We start from the raw sequence: 21819 nt of genomic DNA, 5'->3' as shown, positions 1-21819 counted from the left end.
AGCGCGTGCGGGCATCTGTCGTCATTCGCTGAGAGCTCGGAGGGCCCGTGAATGGGCGGGCACATATGCGAGTACGGCTCGATATGCCGTCATCGCCTCTTCATGTTGTCCGGCGTGCTGAAGTGCGTGCCCCCAGTTGTAGAGCATGGCTGTCAGGGGAAGCGGAGAGGGGATTGCGTATCTCCTTAGGGCTTCGCCGATAGCGTCCCGCGCCTCCTCGTCGTTTCCCATCGACACGTGCAGGCACGCGATACGCGCCATCTGCTGTGGCTCGGTGGGGGCGGTGCCCTGTGCCAGGCGGAGTCTGAGGGCGGCCGGGCTGTGCCCGCACGCCTCGAGAACGTCGGCGCGTTCCTCGACGAGGGCCTCGGTGGTCGCGCCGTGATGCGCGGCGAGGGCGAGGGCCTGCATCGTCTCGGCGAAACGGTGGGTGGTCGTGGTCACGTGGGCGCGGGTGATCCAGGCGGTGGGGTCCGCGGAGGTGCGGCTGACGAGTTCGGCTGTGATGCGGTCGGCGGCGGTCAGATCCCATGGGTCGGAGGTGATGCTGTGTCGTGCGAGCAGCGCGTTGGTGAGCCGCGCTCCCACATCGGTGCGCCCGAACTGTGTGTAGTGCTGGGCGAGCCCCGCTGTCTGGGCGTCCAGGTTGGCGAGCGCGATCGACGAGGACGTGCACAACGGCAGGCACCATCCGTCGAGGTCTGCGCGTTCAGTCCGAGGGTTCAAGAATCGCTCCGACCTCCAGTGCGGGCGGGGCAGGGTTGGCCGCGGCCAGGTAGGGGAATGCACGCGACGCGGGGATGACGGCGGCGTCCACTCCGTCGCGGACCGGTCTGCCGTTCCAGCCGCCGACGATCACCGAATACAGGATGTCGATGACGTCGTCGTTCAACCAACGTCCGCCACAGGTTTCGTGGCCCCGACCGGTGAGGGCGCCGCGCTCGACGTCGAGGTATCCGTGTTCGCCGAACGGCTTTGCGACGTCCAGGACCAAGTGGTCGTGGAGAAGTGTCTCGGTGAGTGGGTGGTGTTGACCGTCGGTGAACGGCCAAGCGATGGCGTCATCCAGCTGATCGAACATGGCGAGATTCGCGTCGAGTCGAGCGCGGTAGGCGGCTGCGGACTCCGGTGGGACGTCGAAGGGGTCGTCCAGGTTGTACAGGTCGCGCAGATCCACGGTCGCGTTCACGGTGTCGTTTCCGTTGACCGACAGAAGCACGTTCTTCGCTTCGGGGCGGCCGATGCGTTCGAAACGTGCCGCCGGTGTTCCCCTGCTGAGAGACTCCCCCGTAGCGGCCCATAGCGCCGAGCGGCCGGTGCCGAGGACAGCGTCCGAGTCGAGTTCCAGGACGATGCTCAGTACGTTCTGTCCCGCGACGGCGTCCACGCCGGGAGCGGTGAATGCGAGCCGGCGGGTAGCGCGTGTGCGGATCTCGCTTTTGACGTCCATGAAGAAGGGATCTCGACGCAGCCCGGCGAAGATCGACACTGCGGATTCGCGTACGGCGCCCTTCTCCCCGGTACGGAAAGCGACCGCACGGTCACCTCCGTAGCCGAGCGCGCCGCTCTGGTCACCGGTGTCCGCTTCGATGTCCGTGAAGGTGACGTCGAACGAGACGGCGTCCTCACCGCGGGCCCGGACCACGGCATCGGGGCCGATGTCCGCGGGTGCCAACCGTATGCGGTAGAGGACGGCGTCGGAGAAGGCCGCTCCTGGCTGCGCCCCGGGGAACAGGTTGAGCACCACGGCCAGCCGACCTGGTACATCGGGGACGGGAAAGAAGTACAAGTCGGTCAGGTCGATGACCGGGTCCTGTATCGCACGCAGGCTGGACAGGTGGTCCGACACTGCATGACCTCCCTCGATGGGAATCCGCGCCAGGTAGCCGTCTGTACAGTGCCCCGCGTCTTACACGGTTCCAGTGCCTCGGCGACGTACGCGACGGTGTCCCAGCGCGGCCGGACACATCCGCACATCACCGCGACGGCACCGAGCATGTGGGCCCGGTGACCTTCCTTCGGCAGATCTTGTGCGGCCCACCGACCTTCGGCAGATCTTGTGCGGCCCAGACCACCATGCGGGCCGTTGCCCGGGGGCACCTCTCATGTGCCCGGGAGGAGAGAGCGGCAAGACCACTGGGCGCACAACACGACAATCTGATGGAGATTGGTACTAAGGGAATAATCCCCTTGATGGTGCCGACATGCCAGCCTGACGGAGGGCTGAGGCAGGCGACGCCCCGGTCCGGGTCCTCCGAGCAGGCCCTCGTCTGAAGGAAGTCATCGCCATGTTCGACGCAAGCACCTACGACCCGATCTCGCCGCACGTGACCGCGGAGGAAATCGGCCGGTACACCCAGGAGCCCCGGCGGCAGACCGAGGGGGCGGGCACCCGGGTCGGCAACCGCGCGGAATTCACGCTGGTCGCTCCAGTGATTCAGCCGACCGGTCCGTCCGTCTTCCGTGAACGGGCGAAGAAGGCGCAGATCGAGGCTCCCTACTGGGAGGGCAGGCTCGGCACCGTCCACGACCTGCGTGTTTGCTTGATCAACGACGATCAGCAGCTGCTCTTCGCTGCCACCTACAGCGATGACTTCATGCCTTACGTTCAGGATGTCATTCGCTTCGCGGGTCCATGGATCGACTACATCTTCACTGAAGTCGCGGAGGGCTACCCGGGCGTGAAATCGCCGGACGAGACACTCCAGTACATCGCGAAATACCAGGTCGAGGCCGGCATCTGGTACGGCAGCCCGGACCCGGAGGCGACACCTCGTGACATCACGAAGAGTCTGCGGGTCACCAACGCCTTCAACCAACTGCTCGACACGGTGCAGGAATGAGCGAATCAGCCGGGCGCACAGTCCCGACCCTGGAATTCGACGACATCCAGGGCACGTTGCTGCGCCGACGCCCCGACGACTACCACGGCGTGTACCTGCTGTACCGGATCGATGACGCCGGTGCGGCGAGGCAGTCGCTGCGTGGCATCCTGCCGAAGATAACGAGTTGCGCGGATTGGGAGAGCCCACGACCCTTCACCCTCAACATCGCGTTCACCTACAGCGGCCTTGAGCGGCTGGGAGTTCCGGCGGAGTCTCTCGCCTCGTTCTCGGCAGAGTTTCGCGAGGGCATGGCTGCCCGTAAGAATGTGCTCGGCGACACCGGGGCGAACGACCCGAGCAACTGGGTCCCGCCGCTGGGCAGCCGGGACGTTCACATCGGGGTGCTGATCCTCTCGGAAGAGGCCGGGGCGCTGCAGGAACCGCGCACCGCAGCCGGGCGCCTTGGCGGAGTGAGCCTGGTCTATCAACTCGACGTAGGCGTCCCGCGTTCGGGACGTGAGCACTTCGGTTTTCGCGACGGCATAGGTGGACCGCACATCCGTGGAAGTACGAGTCCTCCACTGCCCGGTCATGACGAGATCTGGCCCGGAGAATTCATCCTCGGCTACCAGGATGAATCAGGAAAACTGCCTGACGCGCCGGTGCCCGACGCGCTCGGCCGTAACGGCGCTTACCTCGCGTTCCGGCAATTCCACTCCGACGTGGCGGCGTTCCGCCGATACCTGCGCGACCACGCCAAGTCACCCGAGGACGAGGAACTGATCGCCGCGAAGATGATCGGCCGCTGGCGCAGCGGTGCGCCGCTTGCCCTGTCACCGGACAGGGACGATCCCGACCTGGCGGTCGACCCGATGCGCAACAACGACTTCCTCTACTACGACGATGATCCGCACGGACAGCGCGTGCCGCACGGCGCCCACATCCGGCGCGTCAACCCCAGGGACAGCCTCAAGGACAGTGTGGTCGCGGTGAACACGCATCGGCTGCTCCGGCGCGGCGCAGCCTACGGATCCGTCCTCCCGGACGGTGTACTGGAGGACGACGGGGCGGAGCGCGGCATCATCTTCATCTTCCTGGGAGCGAGCCTGTTCCGGCAGTTCGAGTTCATCCAGCAGGTCTGGTTGAACGACGGCGACTTCGTCGGCCTCGGCACCGAGAAGGACCCGCTCACCGGCAACCATGACGGCACCGACACCTACACCATTCCCGGTAAGCCGGTCCGCCGCCGACTCACCGGGTTGCCGCGCTTCGTGACCGTCCGGGGCGGCGAGTACTTCTACCTGCCCGGCCTGAGGGCGATCGGCTGGATCGCCTCGCTGCCCTAGTGCGGCAACGGTCTTGCCGTGACTGCCGCCGGCCGGTTGGTCTCCGGGCAGACTCAGCAGGTCGGGAGCTGGCCACGGCTGCGTGTGGCGGACCACCGGTTACTCGTTCGTGTCAGCGACGCAAGTCGACGCGAGCTGAAGCCGGAGCCCAAACTGGTGACCCAGTTCTACGCGTACGCCTATGTCGAAGCGACAGCCAACTAGTCGGCATCGATCAACATTCGGGCCAGGGTGCGGAGTTCTTCGTCCGGATGGTCCTGTCCGGACAGCGGCGAGTCATTGAGCAGGCGGAGCGGGGAGAAGGCGAAGGAGCGAAGAGTGGGGTGGAGCTCCTCTGGGACCTGGCGGGTGGCGGCGAGGGCCTTGAGGGCGCGGAGGCCGACCGGGGTGGGGCCGATCAGCTCGACGAGGACGGGGACGGCGCGGTCCGGGGACCCGGTGATCCAGTGATGGGCCTCGGCGGCCGCCATCCGAGTCCACTCGTACCCTGCCCCCAGGAGAGGCTCGATGAACGGCAGCAGCGGAGCGGCGGCGCTGCCCAGCGGCTGCAGACAGCTCAGGTACCAGTGGGTCTGGCCCCGGGCAGAGAGAAGCCCTTCGAGGGTGCGAAGCGCCGCACCGACGTTACCGGTCAGCTGGTAGTCGGCCACAGCTGCCGCGGCACTCAGCGAGGGGTCGGTGCTCTGCGAGGCGTCGCGCAGCAGGTCGGTGATCTCCCGCGTCCGTATGCCGTTGAGCCCGATTTGGCGGGCGGCGACGATGGCCGCGCGCCGGGTCTTGAGGCAGTCGACCAGTTCGGGCTGGGCTTGGCGGGCAGCGGCACCGAACGGCGCCAGGGCCCCGACCAGGGCGATGCCAGTGTTCCCGGTGGCGCCCGCTGCCAGCTCACGGCGGATCACGGGTATCAGTTGGTCGGCCGCCTCGGGGAAGTGCCGCGCCACCGCTCCGAGCAGCTGGGCGCTGGGGCGGCGCAGCACCAGGTCCAGGGCGCGGGGGTCGCGGGAGCGCACCAGGGCGAGCAGCGCCGGCTCGGCGGTCTCGTCGTCGGCAACTGCGTACTGGTGCAGCACGTCCCGGAGTTCGGCGCCCGGCTCGGGCAGGTGCTCGATCCAGTGGCCCATGGTGCGCAGGCGGCTGACGAGGGCGCGGGCGTCCTTCTGGTGGGGCAAGGCGGCCAGCATCAGGTCCAGGACCTGGGGCTCCTGGTCGCGCCAGGTCCTGGCTATTTCCTGGGCCAGCCAGGAACCGCGCGAGCCGAGGTCTCCGGCCACGATCCAACGGGCGGCCACGGCGAGGCCGGCGTCCGGATCCCGGGTGAGCAGGCGGGTGAGCGGCTCGTCCCGGGTGGTGGTGCCCGACCACGGGAAGTCGTCGTCCCCCGGGTCGGGTTCGGCGCCGTCCTCGGCGATGACTTCCACAAGCTCAGCCGGGTACGGCGGTCCGGACCGTTCGGCGGCCAGCATGGCCGCGGCGAGTCGGACCTCGGGCAGCGGGCTGTCGAGTGGCTCCAGAAGCCGGCCAAACCGGTTCAGGACGACCAGTGCGTCCGCCCGCACCGCTGGGACGGGATCGGTGGCGTAGAGCACGTCGATCTGTTCGATGGCCGAGGCCCGCAGCTCGTACGGGAGCAGCTCGGCCACGGCTGCGACGACCCGGAGCGCAGCCCGGCGCACCACACGCTCAGCGTCCGCGAGGCAGGGCAGTAGCCCCGGGAGCACCCCGCAGAGTTCCGCGCACACCGCGGCGGGTGAACTGCCGGGCCAGTGCGGCGATTCGATGTCCTCCGGGTCGTGGTCGGCGAGGGTGGCGAGCAGTATCAGCAGCTCTTCTCGCCTGCCTGAGGCGTGATGTACGGCGTGGGCGAGGAAGGGGACTGCGGGTGCCGACGCCGGGTAGACCGTGCCCTGGTGGTGGATGTTGCCGTAGAGCTCATAGATCGCCTCCCCGGCAGTCTCCTCGTCGCCTTGATAGAGCGCCTTGATCAGCTCAGGCACGTCCTCGGCGGAGCCGTATGCGTGCGTCAGGGTGTGCCACTGCACGTTGTCCAGTTCGGCCGGATGTTTCACGCTTGCACTCCTCAGCTGATCAAGTGCGCCGACCATACCGATCACCACTGACAACGCTGCGGCGAGAGGGCCCGGTGCGGATCTCCTGCATGCCCCAAGAACTCCGACCGAGCTCGGCCCAGCCGATCAGCTCCTGGGCCGGAGGAGGCCGGGCAGGATTCTCAGGAGTCCGCGCGGATCACCCGACGGAGTCGGCGTACTCCTCGCCCCGGTCGGCCTCCAGTGCCGCCGGCTCCTCCTGGCGGTGCTTGCCGGTGGCCCGGCGGCCGGGCAGGACCGCCAGGACTCTCAGGGTTCCGGCGGCCATGATGAGGCCGCCGCCCACCGAGTCCTTGGCGGTGTCCGTCGCGGCGGGCGGGAGGTGGCCGCCGAGCGGGTCGGTCAGCTTGTCCTTGTAGGACGTGGCGAGGAGCGAGCCGAGGATGGCGATGCCCAGGGAGGCGCCGAGTTCCAGCGTGGTGTCGTTGGCGCCGCCTCCGACGCCCAGCTCCGACTCGGGGAAGGAGCCCATGAAGGTGTCGGTGGCCGGGGACAGGCTCAGACCGATTGCGAAGCCGAGCAGCAGCAAAGGTGTCAGGAAGTCGGTGTAGGTCGAGCCCGACTCGATCCGCGTGAGCAGGAAGACGCCCGCGGTGCCGACCACCATGCCGGTTCCCACCACCGGCTTCACGCCCAGCTTCGGGGCCAGTCGTCCGGTCACCGCGGCGCCGACGAAGACGGCCCCGGCCAGCGGCAGCAGTCGTACGCCGGTGTCCAGCGCGTTGTAGCCGAGGATGAACTGGAGGAACTGGGTGGCGTAGTAGATCGAGCCGAAGGCGCCGAAGAAGAAGAACAACACCGCGAGCATGGAGCCGCTGAAGGGGCGCTCCTTGAACTTGCGTACGTCGAGCATGGGATGGGGGTGGCGCAGCTCCCACGCGACGAAGGCCGGCAGGCCGAGACCGGCGACCTCGGCCGCGGCGATGGGGCCGGTGGCCCCAGCCGAAGTGCGGGCCCGTCGATGGTCGCGTAGACCAGGCTGCCGACGGTGACGATCGAGAGCAGACCGCCGACGTAGTCGATCCCGCCCATCTTCTCCGCCTTCGACGGCGGCACCAGGAGCAGTGCGCCGACGACGCCGACGACCGCGATGGGGACGTTCATCAGGAAGGTCGAGCCCCAGGCGTGGTTCTCCAGCAGCCAGCCGGCCGCCAGCGGACCGGCGGTGGACCGGCGGCGATGGCGAGGCCGGAGGTTGCGCTCCAGGCCGTGATGGCCTTGGCACGGTCCGCCCTCGGGAAGATCGCGACGAGCAGCGACAGGGTGGCCGGCATCACGACGGCGGCGCCGACGCCCATGATCTGGACAGGCCGAGGTCCCGGGTCATGTCGGGCGCGGCCACGATCAGCAGGCTCAGGCACAGCACCAGCAGGGCCCACCAGCGTCGTGGGTACGGCTCCGTCATCTTCTCGGCGGGCGTGTGGGCAAAGAACGGCATCGGAAGTTCCTCAGGGCGAAGCGGCAGCTTCAAGGGGCGGTGGGTCTGCAGGGTCAATGCGGGCACGGCCACGGCACTGCGGGCAGATATTTGCTCAACGATGTGCAAATTAGTTTGTTGCCCATCGATGTGCAAGTATCGAGACGCCCTCCCCGTCGACCGGAGGTCCGACATGATCAGCCCACGCGTCACAGGCGGCGGGCGCCGCCAGACACAGCTCACGCGGGCCCGCATCCTCGAAGCGGCAAGGCAGCAACTCGGCCACGATCCCGACAGCAGCCTCAGTGACATCGCCGAGGCAGCCGGCGTGGCGCGTCGTACCGTCTACGACCACTTCGCCGGCCGGCCGGCGCTGGTCGAGGGGCTCGTCACGGACGCCGCGGAGGCGTTGCGACGGGCACTGGCGGCCGCAACGTTCCACGATCCCGACACCGCAACCACCATGGCCCGCTTCGTCCTGGCCCTGTGGCCCGTCGGCGACCGCTATCGCATGCTGCTGAGACTCGCGCCTCAGGACCTGGGAGCGGAGCGCATGGACGAAGTCCTCGCCCCCGCCCGCGACATGGCGGCGTCGATCATCGAGCAGGGGCAGCGGCAGGGCGTCTTCCGGGCCAGCGTCCCGCCCGGGCCGCTCAGTCGGGCACTCGAAGGGCATCTGCTGGCGCTCCTGGAGTGTGTGAACGCCGGAACCTGGCGCGACGACGGCACGCGCGCCGCGACCGCCGCCCTGATCGCCGTGGGGGCGGACGTCGACCTCGCCGTCGCACAGGTCCGTCGGCTCGGCCGTCCCGAGCCCGTCGGCGCCTAGAAATCCCGTCCGAGTCCAAGTCCAAATCCAAGGTCAAGTCCGACTCCGACTCCGGCAGCTTGTGCGAGCGACTGGAGATCACTTCCCGAGAGGACCCGAAAGGAAAGCCATGCACCAGTCCCAGCATGACGAGGGGCCCGTGGGCGAGCCGCATTACGGCGACGCTGCCTTGCACGTGAGCTCCCCTGCCCCGAGGAGGCGGCGCAGGATCATCGCCGTCGCGTCCCTGGCGGTGGTGCTGGCCGGCGCCGTCGCCGTCGACCGTGTTGCCGCGGCCCGCGCGGAGAGCCGTACGGCGGAGGCGTTCCAGGAGGGCATGGCGACCCCGCAGCGCCCTTCTGTACACGTCAGCGGCTTTCCCGTACTCACCCAGCTGGCCGAGGGCAGCCTGCGGCACGTCGACATCACCGCCCACGACATCCCGGCGAGCGGAACGACCCGGCCGCTGCCGGTGACGGAACTGACCGTCGGCCTCGACGGGTTGAAGACTTCGGGGAGCGCCGGCGAGGCCCGTGCGCGCAGCGTCGAGGCGACCGCCTTCCTGTCGTACGAGGACGTGTCGGGCGGGCTCGGCCTGGAGGTCTCGCAGGGCGACGAGCCGGGCCGGGTGGACGTGCGGGTCGACCTGCCGCTCGTCGGCGAGGTGACCGTGAGTACCGCCGTCTCGGCGGCCGGCGGCAACCGCATCGCCTTCAAGGACGTCCGTGTCACCCAGGGCGAGTTGCTCCCTCCCGTGAAGGCCCTGCTGGAAAGGGCCTTGGAAGAGCCCGTCCCCCTCCAGAACATCCCCGAGGAGCTGCGCCTGCGGTCGGTCACCACGACGAAGAGCGGGATCAGCGCCCGCTTCACCGGCAAGGCGGTCACCTTCCACCCGAGTTCGTCGTCCAAATGATCCCTCGCGGGTGTCAGGTACGTGCTCTCGGCGCGCCGTCGACGTCGGGCAGCGGGCGCCGGGCGACGTCGTGGGCGTCCTCCGAGGGAACGCCCAGCATGCGTAGCAGCATCTCGGCCAGGTTCGAGGCCGCGTCGTCCCCGTCGAGCCAGTCCCAATGCGGCTCACGCGTCGGCGGCAGCCTCCGCGACCGCCGCGGACGCGACGTCGTCGACCACCGCACCCGCCTGTTCCTCCGGCACACCGGCCGCGATGAGCGTGGCGACGGCGACCCGGGTTCCGTCGTCGTCCAGGGCCCCGGTGTTGACCGCCTCCAGCAGCGCGACCGTCATGGCTTCCAGTCCGGCGCTCAGCACAGCGGACGGCAGATGGGTGTGAAAGACGCCGTCCCGCTGCCCTCGCTCCAGGATGACCGTGGCCTCGTCGCGGGCCGGCGCAAGGATCTCGGCCACGCGTTCCATACCCAGGTCCTTGCGCGCCAGCGCCACGAGCATCCGGTAGCGGTCCCCTACAGGCCACACGGAAAGCACGAAGTACGCGAGGGCCCGCTCGGCCGGCTCCGTCGAGTTCGCTCCGTCCGAGACGACGCTCCGAATCGCCTCGGACGCCTCCTCGGCAAGAGCCTCCAGCAATGCCGCGCGTCCGGGAAAGTGCCCGAAGAGGGTGCGCCGCACGACACCGGCGGCGTGCGCGAGTTCCTCCAGGGTGACGTCAGGGTTCCGCCCCAGTTCCTGGCGGGCCGTGGCCAGGATGCGCGCCCGGTTGGACCGTGAATTACGTCGCATCGGCTCGCGGGCCACGGGCTTGGGCACGGAAACAACCTCGGTGGATCAGTATCGGGTGAACGCCGGACCGGGACGAGCCGCCCGCCCAGTCTGCCACGGGTCCTTCAGCGTGATCCGGAACCGGATCTGTTCCGCGCCCCGCCGGTCCGGCGGGGCCCCGTCCGGCGGTCAGTCGTCGCAGACGCCGGTTCCGCTGAGGACGGGGACGGTGGCTTCCGGTGTTCGTCGCCGCCGCCGACAAGCTCGGACTCGCGCACCGGTGCGACCTGTTCGGCCTGTAGGACGCGGACAGCGATCTCGTACGACCGCTCCAGGACCGCCCGTCCAGGTCGACCGCGCGACCCTCACCCTGGGCTACGCCGAAGCCCTGTTCCCACGCCTGGCCGCCGCCCGCCTCGCCTTCAAGCTCGTCCAACCCGGCACTGATTGAGCAAGGTCCCCGGAATCCAGTGGGTTCGACGTCAGCGCGTGCGACAAGATGGGGCTTCCGAGCGGTGGAGGGGGCGTTGGGATGGGTTATGAACTGCAGGCAGTCATCGCCGAAGACGAGGTGCTGCGTGGCGCCTCACGGGACTTGCCTGCCGCTTGGGTGGTCTCTCTCGGCCAGGGTCTCTCGCTGATGCCGATGACGGATCAACTCTTCGATGCCGCAACGGACGGCACTGAGGGCTCTCTGGGGTTCTGGCGGCTTCCGGGAGGATTCGACAAGCGGCTCGCGGACTGGTCGGCCGCCGGAGTGGTGGCCTATGCGGAAGCCGAGTACTTCGGCGGTGTCGGCGAGCAACGCGCTGCCGTCTGGGCTGATGGGGCCGTCGTACTGGGGCCACTCCATGTAGCGGAGGGCCAGCCCTTCGGATCCGCCGGCGGCCCGATCTCGCAGGCCCTCCGGAGGCTGGGGGTGGTGGCAGATGCGGCCACGGACGAGTTCGCAACCGTGGGGCTGGGTCGCCATCGGCACAGCGAGGACTGGATTGTTTAGAGGGCTGGATTGCTTGGGCGGCGGCTTCCGGATTCCTGCAGCGATGGGCAGGATGCTGGATCCGCTGGAACTCCAGCGGTACTTCGCCCGCAGCGCCGCGTGTGCGGCGTGGAACTCTCGCGTCGTCTGCTGCCCACCCCACCTGTTGCCGGCTGCCGGCTGCCGCAATGTCGAGGGCCAGGACAGCCGACTGCCTGGGCACACACGCAAGATTCGCGGCAAGCGGGGCATGCAGCCCGCCCCTCGAGTCGTTCGGCGGCCGCGGGCAGTTCCCGCCAACTGGCGTGGTCCTTCTCATGTGTTGAGCCCGTTTGTCGTCGGCCGCGCGCCGGGCATCGTTGAGGTGCCGGATCGTCCGGCGCGGCGAAAGTGACGAGGTGGCACAGATGGCTGATGTGAACCCGGAACCGATCGCGACCTTCTGCGGCGACTGCAACTGCGGTTGCCCCCAGCTCTTCCTGGACCCAGAAGCACCCGAGGACAGGCGGGTACGCATCACCGACGACTTCGGACAGCAGGTGCAGATGAGCGAGGAGCAGTTCGCCGACCTCGTATCCCAGGCCAAGGCCGGCGCCCTGGACCGGCTCACGGCGGCGTCGGCCTGACGCCGGCACGACTCCCGTGAACGACGACACCCTGACCATCGGCGTCCTCCTCTTCGAGGGTGCCGAGGAACTCGACGTCGCCGGTCCTTGGGAGGTACTGGGGTTCTGGGCCGCCCACATCGCGTCGTCTCCGGTGCGGGTCCTGACCCTCGGGCCCCGGGCGGGTGTGGTCCGGTGCGCCAAGGGGCTCGGCCTCGTCGCGGATCATGACCCGACCACGGCACCGCCGCTCGATCTGCTGGTCCATCCCGGAGGTGACGGCACCCGTTCCCTGGTGAAGGACGAGCCGCACCTTGCCTGGCTGAGCGAACTTCACCAGCGGAGAACGATCCTGGCGAGCGTCTGCACGGGCTCGCTCGTCCTTGCGGCCGCCAGTCTGCTGGCGGGTCGGCCTGCCACCACCCACCGGGACTACCTCGACAAGCTCGCGGAGATCGACAGCTCGGTCGACCTGCGCTCCGGACAGCGGTACGTCGACGACGGCGACATCGTCACCTCCGCCGGCGTGTCGGCCGGGATCGACATGGCGCTGCATCTCGTCGGCCGTTTCGGCGGGGCCGAGGAGAGCGAGCTGACCCGGGCCGGAATCCAGTACGAGCCGCGTGGCGCGTGACGGGGCGTCACCGCTTCGCGGGCTCGGGCTGGGGCTCGGGATCGGGCTCGGGCTCGGGCTCAGGCTCACGGGCGAAGGCGAGTGGCTGGGCGGCGTACGTGATGCGGACGACGCCGTCGGGGTGTCGTTCCGTGGCGCCCCGTACGCCGAAGACGTCACGCAGGAGGTCCGGTGTCAGGACCTCCAGTACGGGTCCCGCCGCCACCACCGCGCCTTCGTGGAGCACGACGAGATGGTCGCAGAGCCGGGCGGCCAGGTCGAGGTCGTGCAGGACCGCCAGGGTGGTGATCCCTGTGGTGCGGATCAGGTCCAGGAGTTCGAACCGGGCGCGGATGTCCAGGTGGTTGGTGAGTTCGTCCAGGACCAGGAGCCGGGGTCGTTGGGCGAGGGCGCGGGCCAGCAGGACGCGCTGGCGTTCGCCGCCGGAGAGGGTGGCGTAGTCGCGGTCCGCGAAGGGGCCGACTCCGCAGCGTTCGACCGCCTCGGCCACGGCGTCGCGGTCCTCGGCGCCGTCCCGGCCCATCAGCCCGTGGTGGGGCGTACGTCCCAGGGCGACGATCTCGGTCACGGTCAGGCCGGTCGTGGTGCCGGCGTCCTGGAGGACGGCGGCCGTCCGGCGGGCGGCGGTGCGCGCGGACAGCTCCCATACGTCGTCGCCGCCCACCCTGACCACGCCGTCGGCCGGGCGCAGCGAGCGGTAGACCGTGCGGAGCAGGGTCGACTTGCCGCTGCCGTTGGGGCCCACGAGCCCGACGATGTCGCCCTTGGCGGCCTCCAGGTGCACATCGCGGAGGATCTGCTTGCGGTCCAGGGTGATGTGGAGCTGGTCCACGGTCAGTTTCATATGTCGTCCAGGCTCTTCATATGCCGTCCAGGCTCTTCATACGGTGTCCGGGCTCTCATACGGTGTCCGGGCTCTTCATACGGTGTCCAGGCCCTTGTTGCGGCGCAGCAGCCACAGGAAGAAGGGGGCGCCGAGCAGGGCGGTGAGGATGCCCAGCGGCAGTTCGTTGGGGCGGTTGACGGTGCGGGAGAGCAGGTCGACGAGGACGAGGTAGATGGCGCCCAGGAGTGCGGTCAGGGGCAGCAGTCTGCGGTGGTCCGCGCCGGTCGTGAGGCGGACCAGGTGGGGGATCATCAGGCCGACGAAGCCGACGCCACCGGCGACGGCGATGACGGTGCCGGTGAGCAGCGCGCTGATCACCAGCAGGACGGCGCGCAGCCGGTTGACGTCCACGCCGAGCGCGGTCGCGGACTCGTCGCCGGCCAGCAGGGCGTTGAGGCGACGGCCGAACAGGGTCAGCACGACGGTACTCGTCAGGACCACCACCGTGACCGTGGGCAGTTGGCTCCACTGGGCGCCGGCAACGCTGCCGAGCATCCAGAACATCACGGTCCGCAGTTCGGTGGGCGTTGCCAGCAGCTGGACGAAGCTCGTGACCGACAGCAGGACATAGCCGACCGCGACCCCCGCCAGCACCAGCCGGGTCGGGGCCAGCCGGCCCTGCCGTTGTCCCAGTGCGAAGACCAGGGCGCCGGCCGCAAGGGCACCGACGAACGCCGCGCCGGACACACCGAGACCGCCCAGCCCGCCGAGCGCGACACCGCCGAGGGTGATGACGAGCACGGCGCCCAGGGAGGCACCGTAGGAGAAGCCCAGGACGACGGGGTCGGCGAGCGGGTTGGAGACCAGGGTCTGGAGCACCGCCCCGGCGACCGCCAGACCCGCGCCGACCAGGGCGGCCAGGGCTACGCGGGGTGCCCTGAAGGTCCACACGATCTGGTCCAGCGCCGGGTCACCGGTGGCTCCCCGGCCGGTGACGTGGCGCAGGAGGATTCCCCACACATCCGCCACCGGAATGTTCACGGCACCGATGCTCACCGCCACCACCATCACGGCGACGAGGACGAGAAGCAGGCCGACGACCGCGAGCGGCAGCCGCAGGCGGCTCGAAACCGGACTCGGGCTCAGAACTTGTCGGGGTGCAGCATCTTGGCGACCTTCTCGACGGCCAGGTCGTTGCTGGGGCCGAGGTACATCGAGTCGGACAGGGCCACGTACTTGTTGTTCTTCGCGGCCGGCCACTGGGGGAACTCCTTCAGTAGTTTCTTGGCGTAGGCCGCCGGGTTGGGGTCGTTGTAGCCGATGACGACGAGCGCGTCGACGTCGGTGGCTGCCACCTTCTCCTTGCTCAGGTCGGCGAAGGAGGTCTTGGATGCCGACGCGAAGGCGTTGCTGCCGCCGGCCTTGGTGAGGATGTCGTTGTAGATGCCCTTGGCGACGACGGAGCTGAAGTCGTTGCCGCCCATGGCCATGTTGGAGAACAGGATCATGACCTTGGGCTGTTTCTCGCCCTTCACCTTCGCGGAGATGTCGGCGATGTTCTTCTCCGACGCGGCGATCAGCTTCTCGGCGCGGTCGCCGACGTTGAAGATCTCTCCCATGTCGCGCAGCAGCGTGTAGCTGTCGGCGATGGTCATCTTGGAGGTGTCCTGGTCGCAGCCCTGCGGCGAGATGTAGGTGCCCGCGCCCACCTGCTTGAGCTGGTCGCGGGTGGCGAAGCCGTTCTTCTCGTCGAAGCCGTACGAAGTCGTGGAGAGCACCAGGTCGGGCCGCAGGCCGATCATTGCCTCGCGCGGGATGTCGTACGCGTCGTTGAGCTTGACGTCGCCGGTCGGCAGGGCCTTGATGGCCTTGGCGCGGCCCGCCACCTCGGACATCCCGTAGCTCTGCTGGTTGGCGACGACGCGGTCGCCGACGCCGAGGGAGACCAGCGTGGAGACCTCGGCCACCGAGGCGCCGTTCATCACGACCACCCGGCTGGGCTCCTTGGTGAACTTCTCGGACGCTCCGCAGTTCTCGAGGGTCACCGGGTAGCCGGACCTCGCGGCGGCCGCGGATGCCTTGCCGCCGGTGGTGGCGCCCTTGTCGGTCGACGAGTCGGCGCAGGCCGTCGTGACCAGACAGAGGGCGCCGGCCAGGGCGACGGCGACCGGCCGTTTCTTCGACATGCTGGCTCCTTGTTGCGGGGTGCTCGTGAGGCGTCGGGTTCTTTTGCAGTAGTCGGGGGGTGGAGCCTCCGAGTTCCCGGACATGCCCAACTACCTTGCGGGAGTGGTGGGATGGATCTGTCTTCCGGCCGGGGCGGGCAGGGTTCCGGTGGTGACGCAGTGGTCCAGGTAGCGGAAGACGAGGTCGCGGTCGACGGGCGGGCAGGTGATGCCGCTGCCGCGCAGACCGTTCACGACGTTGTCGGCGCGGACGCGTCCCAGGCGCAGGTCGGGTCCGGTCGCGTCGTCGGTGTTCGCATCCCAGGAGTCGAAGAAGGCGAGCGTGGTCGCCGCCACGTCGGACTCACCGGACTCACCGGACTCACCGGAGCCACCGGAGCCACCGGACTCACGAGTTTCACCGGAGCCACCGGACTCCCCGGACTCACCGAAGGAGCACAGCAGTTCGGCACGCCACTGGGACAGCGGCATGCGCCGCAGCGGGTATCCGTACTCCTCCAGCCAGTCGTACACATCACCCAGCCTCACCAGCTCGCCGGCGGCGTGGTTGAAGACGGTCGCGCCCGGCGCGGCCTGTCCGAGGCAGAGGTGGACGAGGGCCTGGGCGACATGGTCGACCGGTTTCCAGGTCTCCTCCTCGAACAGGTCGGGGACGATGCCGACGGGAACCCCCGCGCGCAGCACGTTCCAGAGGAAGTCCCGCTCGTTCACGTAACCGGTGGCGTACGGGCCGACGATCCGGCCGAGTCGGTGCACAGTGACCGGCAGGCCTCTCTCCGCGGCCTGTTCCAGCAGGCGCTCGGCCGCCCACTTCGACTGTTGATAGCCGTAGCGCAGTCCGGGGTGAGGCGGGAGGAACGCCTCCGGTACCTCCGGGGCGAGGCCGAGCGGCGGGGCGACGGAGAGGGTCGACACGAAGTGCAGGGGGGTCGAGCGCACGGCCGCCATACGGAGCAGGTCCCGGGTGGACTCGGTGTTGGCGGCGCGGAGGGTGGCGTACTCGCGCATGATGCTGACGGTCGCCGCGTTGTGGAAGATCGCTCCGCAGGTGCGGGCGAGTTCGGCGAAGAGCGCCTCGTCCAGGCCGAGGCGGGCGCGGGCGAGGTCCGCGGGGATCGCCGTGATGCGTGGGCGCACCGCGTCCGGGAGGTGGATCAGGTGGGTTTCCAGGGCCTGGTGGATGCGGGCGGTGGCCTCGGCAGGGCTCGCGGCGCGGACGGTGCAGACGACCTCCGCGCCGGTGCTCGTCAGGAGTTCGGCCAGCAGGTGTACGCCGACGAAGCCGGTGGCGCCGGTGAGCAGGATTCTGTCCGGTGTGCCGCTCACCCGAGGGCCGTCGCCGGGGCGGATGCCCGGATCGAGGACGGTATCGGCGAGCAAGGCCGCCGGAAGGCCAGGAGCGGCCGGGCGAGGCTGCTTCTGCTGCTGCTGCCCCTGCCGCTCCAGCCGCTCCTGCCGCGCCTGCCGCGCCTGCCGCTCCAGGAAGATCGCCAGTTCGGCGGGGGTCGGGTGCTGGAAGAGCCAGGCGACCTTCACGTCACGGTGCAGTTCGACGCCGAGGCGGTTGGCGACCTGGATGGCCTGGAGCGAGTGGGCCCCCAGGTCGAACACGTCGTCCCGCGCGGCGACGGCGGCCACGCCGAGCGCCTGTTGCCAGACGGCCGCGATGGTGCGCTCCAGTGTGCTGTCGGAGGAGGCCGCCCGCACACCGGGGGCGAGGGCCGTCGTGGCGAGCGCGTTCCTGTCGATCTTCCCTGAGCTCGTCCGGGGCAGGTGGTCACGGAACTCGACGGCCGACGGGATCATCGCCGCGGGCAGTGTCTCCCGGAGGTGGTCGCGGATCCCCGCCACGGCAGGGGCGGGCCCGTCCGGGACGACGTACGCGACCAGGCGCCGCGTCCCGTCTCCCCACACCTGCCCTACGACAGCCGCGCCACGGACTCCCGGGTGAGCGAGGAGGGCGCCCTCGACCTCGGCAGGGTGCACACGGTGTCCGCTGATCTTGAACTCGGTGTCCGACCTGCCCAGGTAACGCAGTTGTCCGTCGTCGCCGATCCGTACCCGGTCGCCGGTGCGGTAGGCGCGGGGCGCTCCGGGGAGTTGGTCGAGGGGGGCGAAGCGTGAGGTGTCCGGTGGCCGGTCTCCGCGGTAGCCGAGGGCCAGGTTGTCGCCCAGCAGGTGGAGTTCGCCGTCGACGACCGCGGCTCGGGTGCCGGGCAGCGGCAGCCCGATGGGAACGTCTCCCGGGGCGAGCGAGGGGTCGTGGAGGTCGGCGACGGTGGCGACCACGGTGGCCTCGGTCGGCCCGTAGGTGTTGAGCAGCCGGACCGACGTGCCGACGGCCTTGCGCCAGCGGTCCACCCGTTCGGGGAGGGCCGCCTCGCCGCCGATGACCACGGTGCGCACGTCAGCGGGCAGAGTGACGGCGCCGGTCGAGACGGCGTAGGCGAGTTCGTGCCAGTAGGCCGTGGGCAGGTCGAGGAAGCTGATCCGCAGCCGTGCGCAGGCCTCCAGGAAGCCGGGGACCGACTCGGTCATGTCGTCGCCGCGGACGACGAGCGTGGCGCCCGCGCACAGGGTGAGGAAGATTTCCTCGACGCTGGTGTCGAAGTGCAGAGGGGCGAACTGCAGGACGCGGTCCCGGTGGTGAAGGCCGTAGCGGTGCGTGGCGCCCGCGACGAAGTGCGCGAGGGCATGGTGGCCGATCTCGACGCCCTTGGGGCGCCCCGTGGAGCCCGAGGTGTGGAGGACGTAGGCGAGATCCTCCGGCGTCGCCGTCGGTGCCGTCGGCTGGGCCGCTGCGGGCTCGGGTTCCGGCGGGTCGTGTCGCACAACGGCCCGGTCCCCGTAGTCGTCGGCGTAGGCGCTGGTGGTGATGACCAGGACCGGTCGGGCGTCGTCCAGCAGTTCTGCCCTGCGGGCCTGGGGCGCCGTCGGGTCGAGCGGGCAGTAGGCGGCACCGGAGAGGAGGATGCCGAGCATGGCGGTGATCGCGTCGATGCCACGCGGCAGGACGACGGCCACCAGGTCACCGTGGCCGACCCGGCGGGCAGCCAGTCGGCGGGCGAGCGCACGTGCCGATCCGAGGAGTTGGGCATACGTGATGCTGTTGCCGTCGTGTTCGACGGCGACAGAGCCGCCGCGCCGGGCGGCGTGGTCGGCGATCAGGCCGAGGACCGGGCGGACGGGGCCGGGCAGCGGCCCCCCGTCCAGGACCGGGACGGGTTCGCGCGCACGCAGGTCGCCGAGTGCCCGGTCGGGGGCGGCGACGGCCTCCCTGAGCAGGGAGAGCAGTCCCTCCTGGAGCTCGGTGACGTCCGCCTCGTCGTAGAGGTCGGGGTTGGCGTCCACGGCGATGCGCAGTCCCCCGCCCTCGGAACGGTCGTAGACGTTGACGGACAGGTCGTCGACGGGACCCGCGGAGACGTTGTGCACCGTGCTGCGGTGTCCGGCGAAGCGCAGGTCGTACTCGAAGGGCATGATGTTGACGCCGGGACCGGACAGTCGGCGCTGTCCGCCGACGAGCTTGAGGTCGCGCCGCAGTTGTTCGTAGCGGTAGCGCTGGTGCGGCAGTCCCGCGCGGAGCTCGCTGGAGATCCGGGCCGCGAGGTCGCGCAGGCTGTCCGGCCGGGTGACCGCGACGCGCAGGGGCAGGATGTTGCGCACCATGCAGGGCACGCGCAGCGATACGGAGCCCAGGCGTCCCATCGCCGGCAGGCTGAGGACGATCTCGGGTGCGCCGGTCGCTTGGTGCAGCTGGGCCGCGGTCACGGCCAACAGCACCTCGGACCAGGTGAGTTTCAGGTCCCGGGCAACGGCGCGCAGGGCCTTCGTCTCCGTCGTGTCGAGCTCTGCCACCCGCCGGTGGAACGTGCGCGCGGGCAGGGCCGTACGGCCGGCGGGTGTCGCCACGGGCGGCCGGTCCGCGAACCGGTCCGCCCAGTAGGCGCGGGCCTTGGCGAAGCGGGGCGAATCCCGGTAGGCGCGTTCCTCGTCCCGTACCGAGGCCAGGGTCCCGAAACCGCTGTCCTGCACCGGATCGCCCGCCGTCAGGGCCGTGTAGACCTGGGCGACCCGCCGGGCGACCAGTGACAGGCCGAAGCCGTCGAGGGCGATGTGGTGCACGCGGTGGTACCAGAGGTACTGCTCCGGTGCGGTGCGCAGCAGGGCGTGGCCGAAGACGGGGCCTCGCGCGAGGTCGACGGGGCGGGCCATGTCCTCGGTCATCCAGGCCAGTGCCGCCGCGTGCGGGGCCGGCTCGGTGGTGAGGTCTTCCGTGTGCAGGCGCCAGTCGCCGACCGGGGCCGCTGCCTGCCAGGGGCGGCCCTGGTCGTCGACGACGAAGGCGACGTTCAGGGCCTCCGTCTCGGCGACCACGTGGTGCAGGGCCTCATCGAAGACGGCCGTGTCCACCGGTCCTTCGATGAGCACGTACTCGGCCGTGTTGTACGCGGGACTGTCCGGGTCGAGCTGCTGGCCGGTCCAGATGCCTTCCTGGCCGGCCAGCAACGGATGACGCCGCGCTGTGTCATGTGTGCCGCTGTCATGTGTGCCGCTGTCATACGTCGGCATGGTCCGCTCCCCTCTGCCGTGCGGAGAGCAGTTGCCACCACTGGGCGAACGTGGTGCACTCGGCAAGTTCGACGAAGGTCACCTCCGCGCCGGTCGCCCGCCACCGTTCGAGGAGGGTGACGATCCGCAGGGAGTCCAGTCCGGCGTCCAGGGGGTTCTCTTCGAGGTCGACTTCGTCGGGCTTCTGGTACAGGAACTCCGCCAGGTCCGCGCGGAAGCCCTCGAGCGTGAGGGGAGCAGGCATGTCGTTCTCTCTCAATCCGGCCTGGTGGAAGGTCAGTTGACCTTGCGTGCGGAGTCGCCCCAGAAGCGGTCGCGCAGCTCGCGGCGCAGGATCTTTCCGCTGGGGTTGCGCGGGACGCTGTCGATGAACTCGTAGCGGGCGGGCAGCTTGAAGCCGGCGAGCCGCGGGACGAGGAAGGTGTGCAGGTCCCGGGGGCTTGGCGGCTGTCCGGGGGCGGGGACGACGAAGGCGTGCACGTACTCGCCCCAGCGTTCGTCGGGGGCGCCGACGACGACGGCCTCCGCCACGCCGGGGTGGTGCTCCAGTACGTTCTCGATCTCGGCGGGGTAGACGTTCTCGCCGGCGACGAGGATCGCGTCCTTGATGCGGTCGCGGATGAAGATGTAGCCGCCCTCGTCGATGTATCCGGCGTCCCCGGTGTGGATCCAGCCGTCGACCAGGGTCTCGGCGGTCTTGTCGGGCAGTCCCCAGTACTCGACCATGTGGGCCGGTGTGGCCAGGCAGACCTCCCCGACCGCGCCCGGTGGCAGTTCGCGCCCCTCGCCGTCGATCACCTTGCTGCCCACCCCCGGATACGGCCGCCCGGCCGCCTGCATGAGGGGACCACCGGGGACGTGGGCGGCCGGGGGCAGGCAGACGGCGGTGTTGCCGGTCTCGGTGAGGCCGTAGATCTGGGCGAACTCGCAGTCGAGGACGGCGAGGCTCTCCTCCAGCAGTGCCTCGGAGATGGGGGAACCGCCGTAGACGGTCTTGCGCAGGGTGGTGAAGTCCTTGGCGCCGACGCCGGGTTCGGTCAGCATCATGCGGAGCATGGCCGGGACGACGCAGGCGGTGGTGATGCCGAAGTCACGGATGAGGTCGACGGCCTGGCGGGCGGCGAAGGCCCGCATCGCGACGATCGTCGTCCCGGCGTTGAGGTTCTGCGTGGCCCACCACAGGCCGCCGATGTGGAATCCGGGGATGCCGATCAGCGCGATGTCACCGGCGCGCCAGTCGATCCAGTCCAGCCCCTCGCTCGCCAGCGCGTCACGGATCGCGAAGAAGCTGCGGTGGGCGAGCACGACGCCCTTGGGCAGTCCGGTGGTGCCGCTGGTGTAGAGTTGGGCGACGGGGGTGTCGGGGGTGATGTGCGGTGTCGGGTCGGTGTCGGGGTGGGATGCCTTCCAGACGGCGAAGGGCTCTCCGAGCTCGACGACCGTGTCGGGGGGCGCGGTCGGCATCTTCTCGACGATCGGCCCGAACTCCTCTTCCAGGAACAGCAGTCGGGTCCCGGAGTCCCGCAGGATGTGGCTTACCTCGGGCGCGGTGAGCCGCCAGTTGACGGGGACGAGCACGGTGCCGCTCTTGGCGCAGCCGAAGAGGATCTCGTAGTAGTGCTCGGACTCCTTGCCGAGGTACGCGACCCGGTCGCCCGGCGTGAGTCCGGCGGCCTGGAGGGCGTGGGCGATGCGGTTGCTCTCGTGGTGCAGTTGCTCGTACGTCACCGTGCGGCCCTCGAAGAGGACCGCGGGGGTCGTGGGCTGGTGGTGTGCGTGGAAGCTCGTGGTCTGGACGAGTGTCTGGAGCTGCGGGTGGTGGAGCCTGTCCATGGGCAT

At 69.7% G+C, this 21819-nt stretch carries 17 protein-coding genes and 1 pseudogene; 7 read left to right on the top strand and 11 right to left on the bottom strand.

Annotated features, from left to right (window positions below; genetic code table 11):
- Window positions 1-21: 21 nt before the first annotated feature.
- Together AQJ27_RS48735 and AQJ27_RS48730 are read right to left on the bottom strand one after the other, a co-directional pair.
- On the bottom strand, window positions 22-678 hold the full coding sequence (locus tag AQJ27_RS48735) for a tetratricopeptide repeat protein (RefSeq protein ID WP_067384937.1): 657 nt from the start codon (window positions 676-678) through the stop codon (window positions 22-24).
- 31 nt (window positions 679-709) lie between these two features.
- Window positions 710-1849, bottom strand: a complete 1140-nt coding sequence (locus tag AQJ27_RS48730) for a DUF4331 family protein (RefSeq protein ID WP_067384934.1) — start codon at window positions 1847-1849, stop codon at window positions 710-712.
- 439 nt (window positions 1850-2288) lie between these two features.
- Between AQJ27_RS48730 and AQJ27_RS48725 the strand changes: the two genes are divergently transcribed.
- The gene (locus tag AQJ27_RS48725; RefSeq protein ID WP_067384932.1) at window positions 2289-2843 is read left to right on the top strand and encodes a hypothetical protein; all 555 of its coding nucleotides are present in this window, start codon (window positions 2289-2291) and stop codon (window positions 2841-2843) included.
- Entirely contained in the window at window positions 2840-4171 is a 1332-nt protein-coding gene (locus AQJ27_RS48720) for a Dyp-type peroxidase (protein WP_067384929.1), read from the top strand. Before AQJ27_RS48725 ends, AQJ27_RS48720 begins: the two co-directional genes overlap by 4 nt.
- 200 nt (window positions 4172-4371) lie before the next feature.
- On the opposite strand, the gene AQJ27_RS48715 is transcribed toward AQJ27_RS48720, so the two are convergent.
- Both AQJ27_RS48715 and AQJ27_RS48710 read right to left on the bottom strand, forming a co-directional pair.
- Complete coding sequence (locus AQJ27_RS48715) at window positions 4372-6237, bottom strand: hypothetical protein (protein ID WP_067384926.1); 1866 nt, start codon at window positions 6235-6237, stop codon at window positions 4372-4374.
- 178 nt (window positions 6238-6415) lie between these two features.
- A pseudogene (locus AQJ27_RS48710) lies at window positions 6416-7714 on the bottom strand (MFS transporter).
- Between the two features lie 172 nt (window positions 7715-7886).
- On the opposite strand from AQJ27_RS48710, the gene AQJ27_RS48705 reads away from it, so the two are divergent.
- On the top strand, window positions 7887-8522 hold the full coding sequence (locus AQJ27_RS48705) for a TetR/AcrR family transcriptional regulator (RefSeq protein ID WP_067384924.1): 636 nt from the start codon (window positions 7887-7889) through the stop codon (window positions 8520-8522).
- Between the two features lie 175 nt (window positions 8523-8697).
- Entirely contained in the window at window positions 8698-9414 is a 717-nt protein-coding gene (locus tag AQJ27_RS48700; protein ID WP_425275295.1) for an LmeA family phospholipid-binding protein, read from the top strand.
- 164 nt (window positions 9415-9578) lie between these two features.
- Here the strand turns inward: AQJ27_RS48700 and AQJ27_RS48690 are convergent, their stop codons facing one another.
- A complete protein-coding gene (locus tag AQJ27_RS48690; RefSeq protein WP_067384916.1) occupies window positions 9579-10226 on the bottom strand; it encodes a TetR/AcrR family transcriptional regulator in 648 nt (215 codons plus the stop codon).
- Between the two features lie 484 nt (window positions 10227-10710).
- Between AQJ27_RS48690 and AQJ27_RS48685 the strand changes: the two genes are divergently transcribed.
- The 3 genes from AQJ27_RS48685 to AQJ27_RS48675 all read left to right on the top strand — a co-directional run bounded on the left by AQJ27_RS48685 (window position 10711) and on the right by AQJ27_RS48675 (window position 12396).
- Window positions 10711-11178 carry a hypothetical protein gene (locus AQJ27_RS48685; protein ID WP_067384913.1) on the top strand — a complete coding sequence of 156 codons (468 nt, stop codon included), beginning with the start codon at window positions 10711-10713 and terminating at the stop codon, window positions 11176-11178.
- Between the two features lie 386 nt (window positions 11179-11564).
- Window positions 11565-11783, top strand: a complete 219-nt coding sequence (locus tag AQJ27_RS48680) for a hypothetical protein (RefSeq protein WP_067384910.1) — start codon at window positions 11565-11567, stop codon at window positions 11781-11783.
- A 16-nt stretch (window positions 11784-11799) separates the two neighbouring features.
- Entirely contained in the window at window positions 11800-12396 is a 597-nt protein-coding gene (locus AQJ27_RS48675; RefSeq protein ID WP_079065886.1) for a DJ-1/PfpI family protein, read from the top strand.
- 7 nt (window positions 12397-12403) lie between these two features.
- On the opposite strand, the gene AQJ27_RS48670 is transcribed toward AQJ27_RS48675, so the two are convergent.
- The 6 genes from AQJ27_RS48670 to AQJ27_RS48645 all read right to left on the bottom strand — a co-directional run bounded on the left by AQJ27_RS48670 (window position 12404) and on the right by AQJ27_RS48645 (window position 21819).
- On the bottom strand, window positions 12404-13240 hold the full coding sequence (locus tag AQJ27_RS48670) for an ABC transporter ATP-binding protein (protein ID WP_067384907.1): 837 nt from the start codon (window positions 13238-13240) through the stop codon (window positions 12404-12406).
- Window positions 13241-13315: 75 nt separating this feature from the next.
- Window positions 13316-14290 (bottom strand): FecCD family ABC transporter permease, encoded by a 975-nt coding sequence (locus tag AQJ27_RS48665; protein WP_067384904.1) that lies wholly within the window; start codon window positions 14288-14290, stop codon window positions 13316-13318.
- A gap of 74 nt (window positions 14291-14364) precedes the next feature.
- Window positions 14365-15408: an ABC transporter substrate-binding protein gene (locus AQJ27_RS48660; RefSeq protein WP_067384901.1), complete on the bottom strand. Its 1044-nt coding sequence runs from the start codon at window positions 15406-15408 to the stop codon at window positions 14365-14367.
- Between the two features lie 90 nt (window positions 15409-15498).
- Window positions 15499-19980, bottom strand: coding sequence for a non-ribosomal peptide synthetase (locus tag AQJ27_RS48655; protein WP_067384898.1), 4482 nt, complete (start codon window positions 19978-19980; stop codon window positions 15499-15501).
- Window positions 19967-20224 (bottom strand): phosphopantetheine-binding protein, encoded by a 258-nt coding sequence (locus tag AQJ27_RS48650; protein WP_067384894.1) that lies wholly within the window; start codon window positions 20222-20224, stop codon window positions 19967-19969. Before AQJ27_RS48650 ends, AQJ27_RS48655 begins: the two co-directional genes overlap by 14 nt.
- Before the next feature lie 32 nt (window positions 20225-20256).
- Entirely contained in the window at window positions 20257-21819 is a 1563-nt protein-coding gene (locus AQJ27_RS48645; RefSeq protein ID WP_067384891.1) for a fatty acid--CoA ligase, read from the bottom strand.

Origin of the sequence: Streptomyces olivochromogenes (assembly GCF_001514115.1) — a bacterium.
GTDB classification, from domain to species: Bacteria; Actinomycetota; Actinomycetes; order Streptomycetales; family Streptomycetaceae; genus Streptomyces; species Streptomyces olivochromogenes.
Note: the sequence above shows the minus strand (reverse complement) of the source record. Positions and strands in the feature narration are given on the sequence as shown.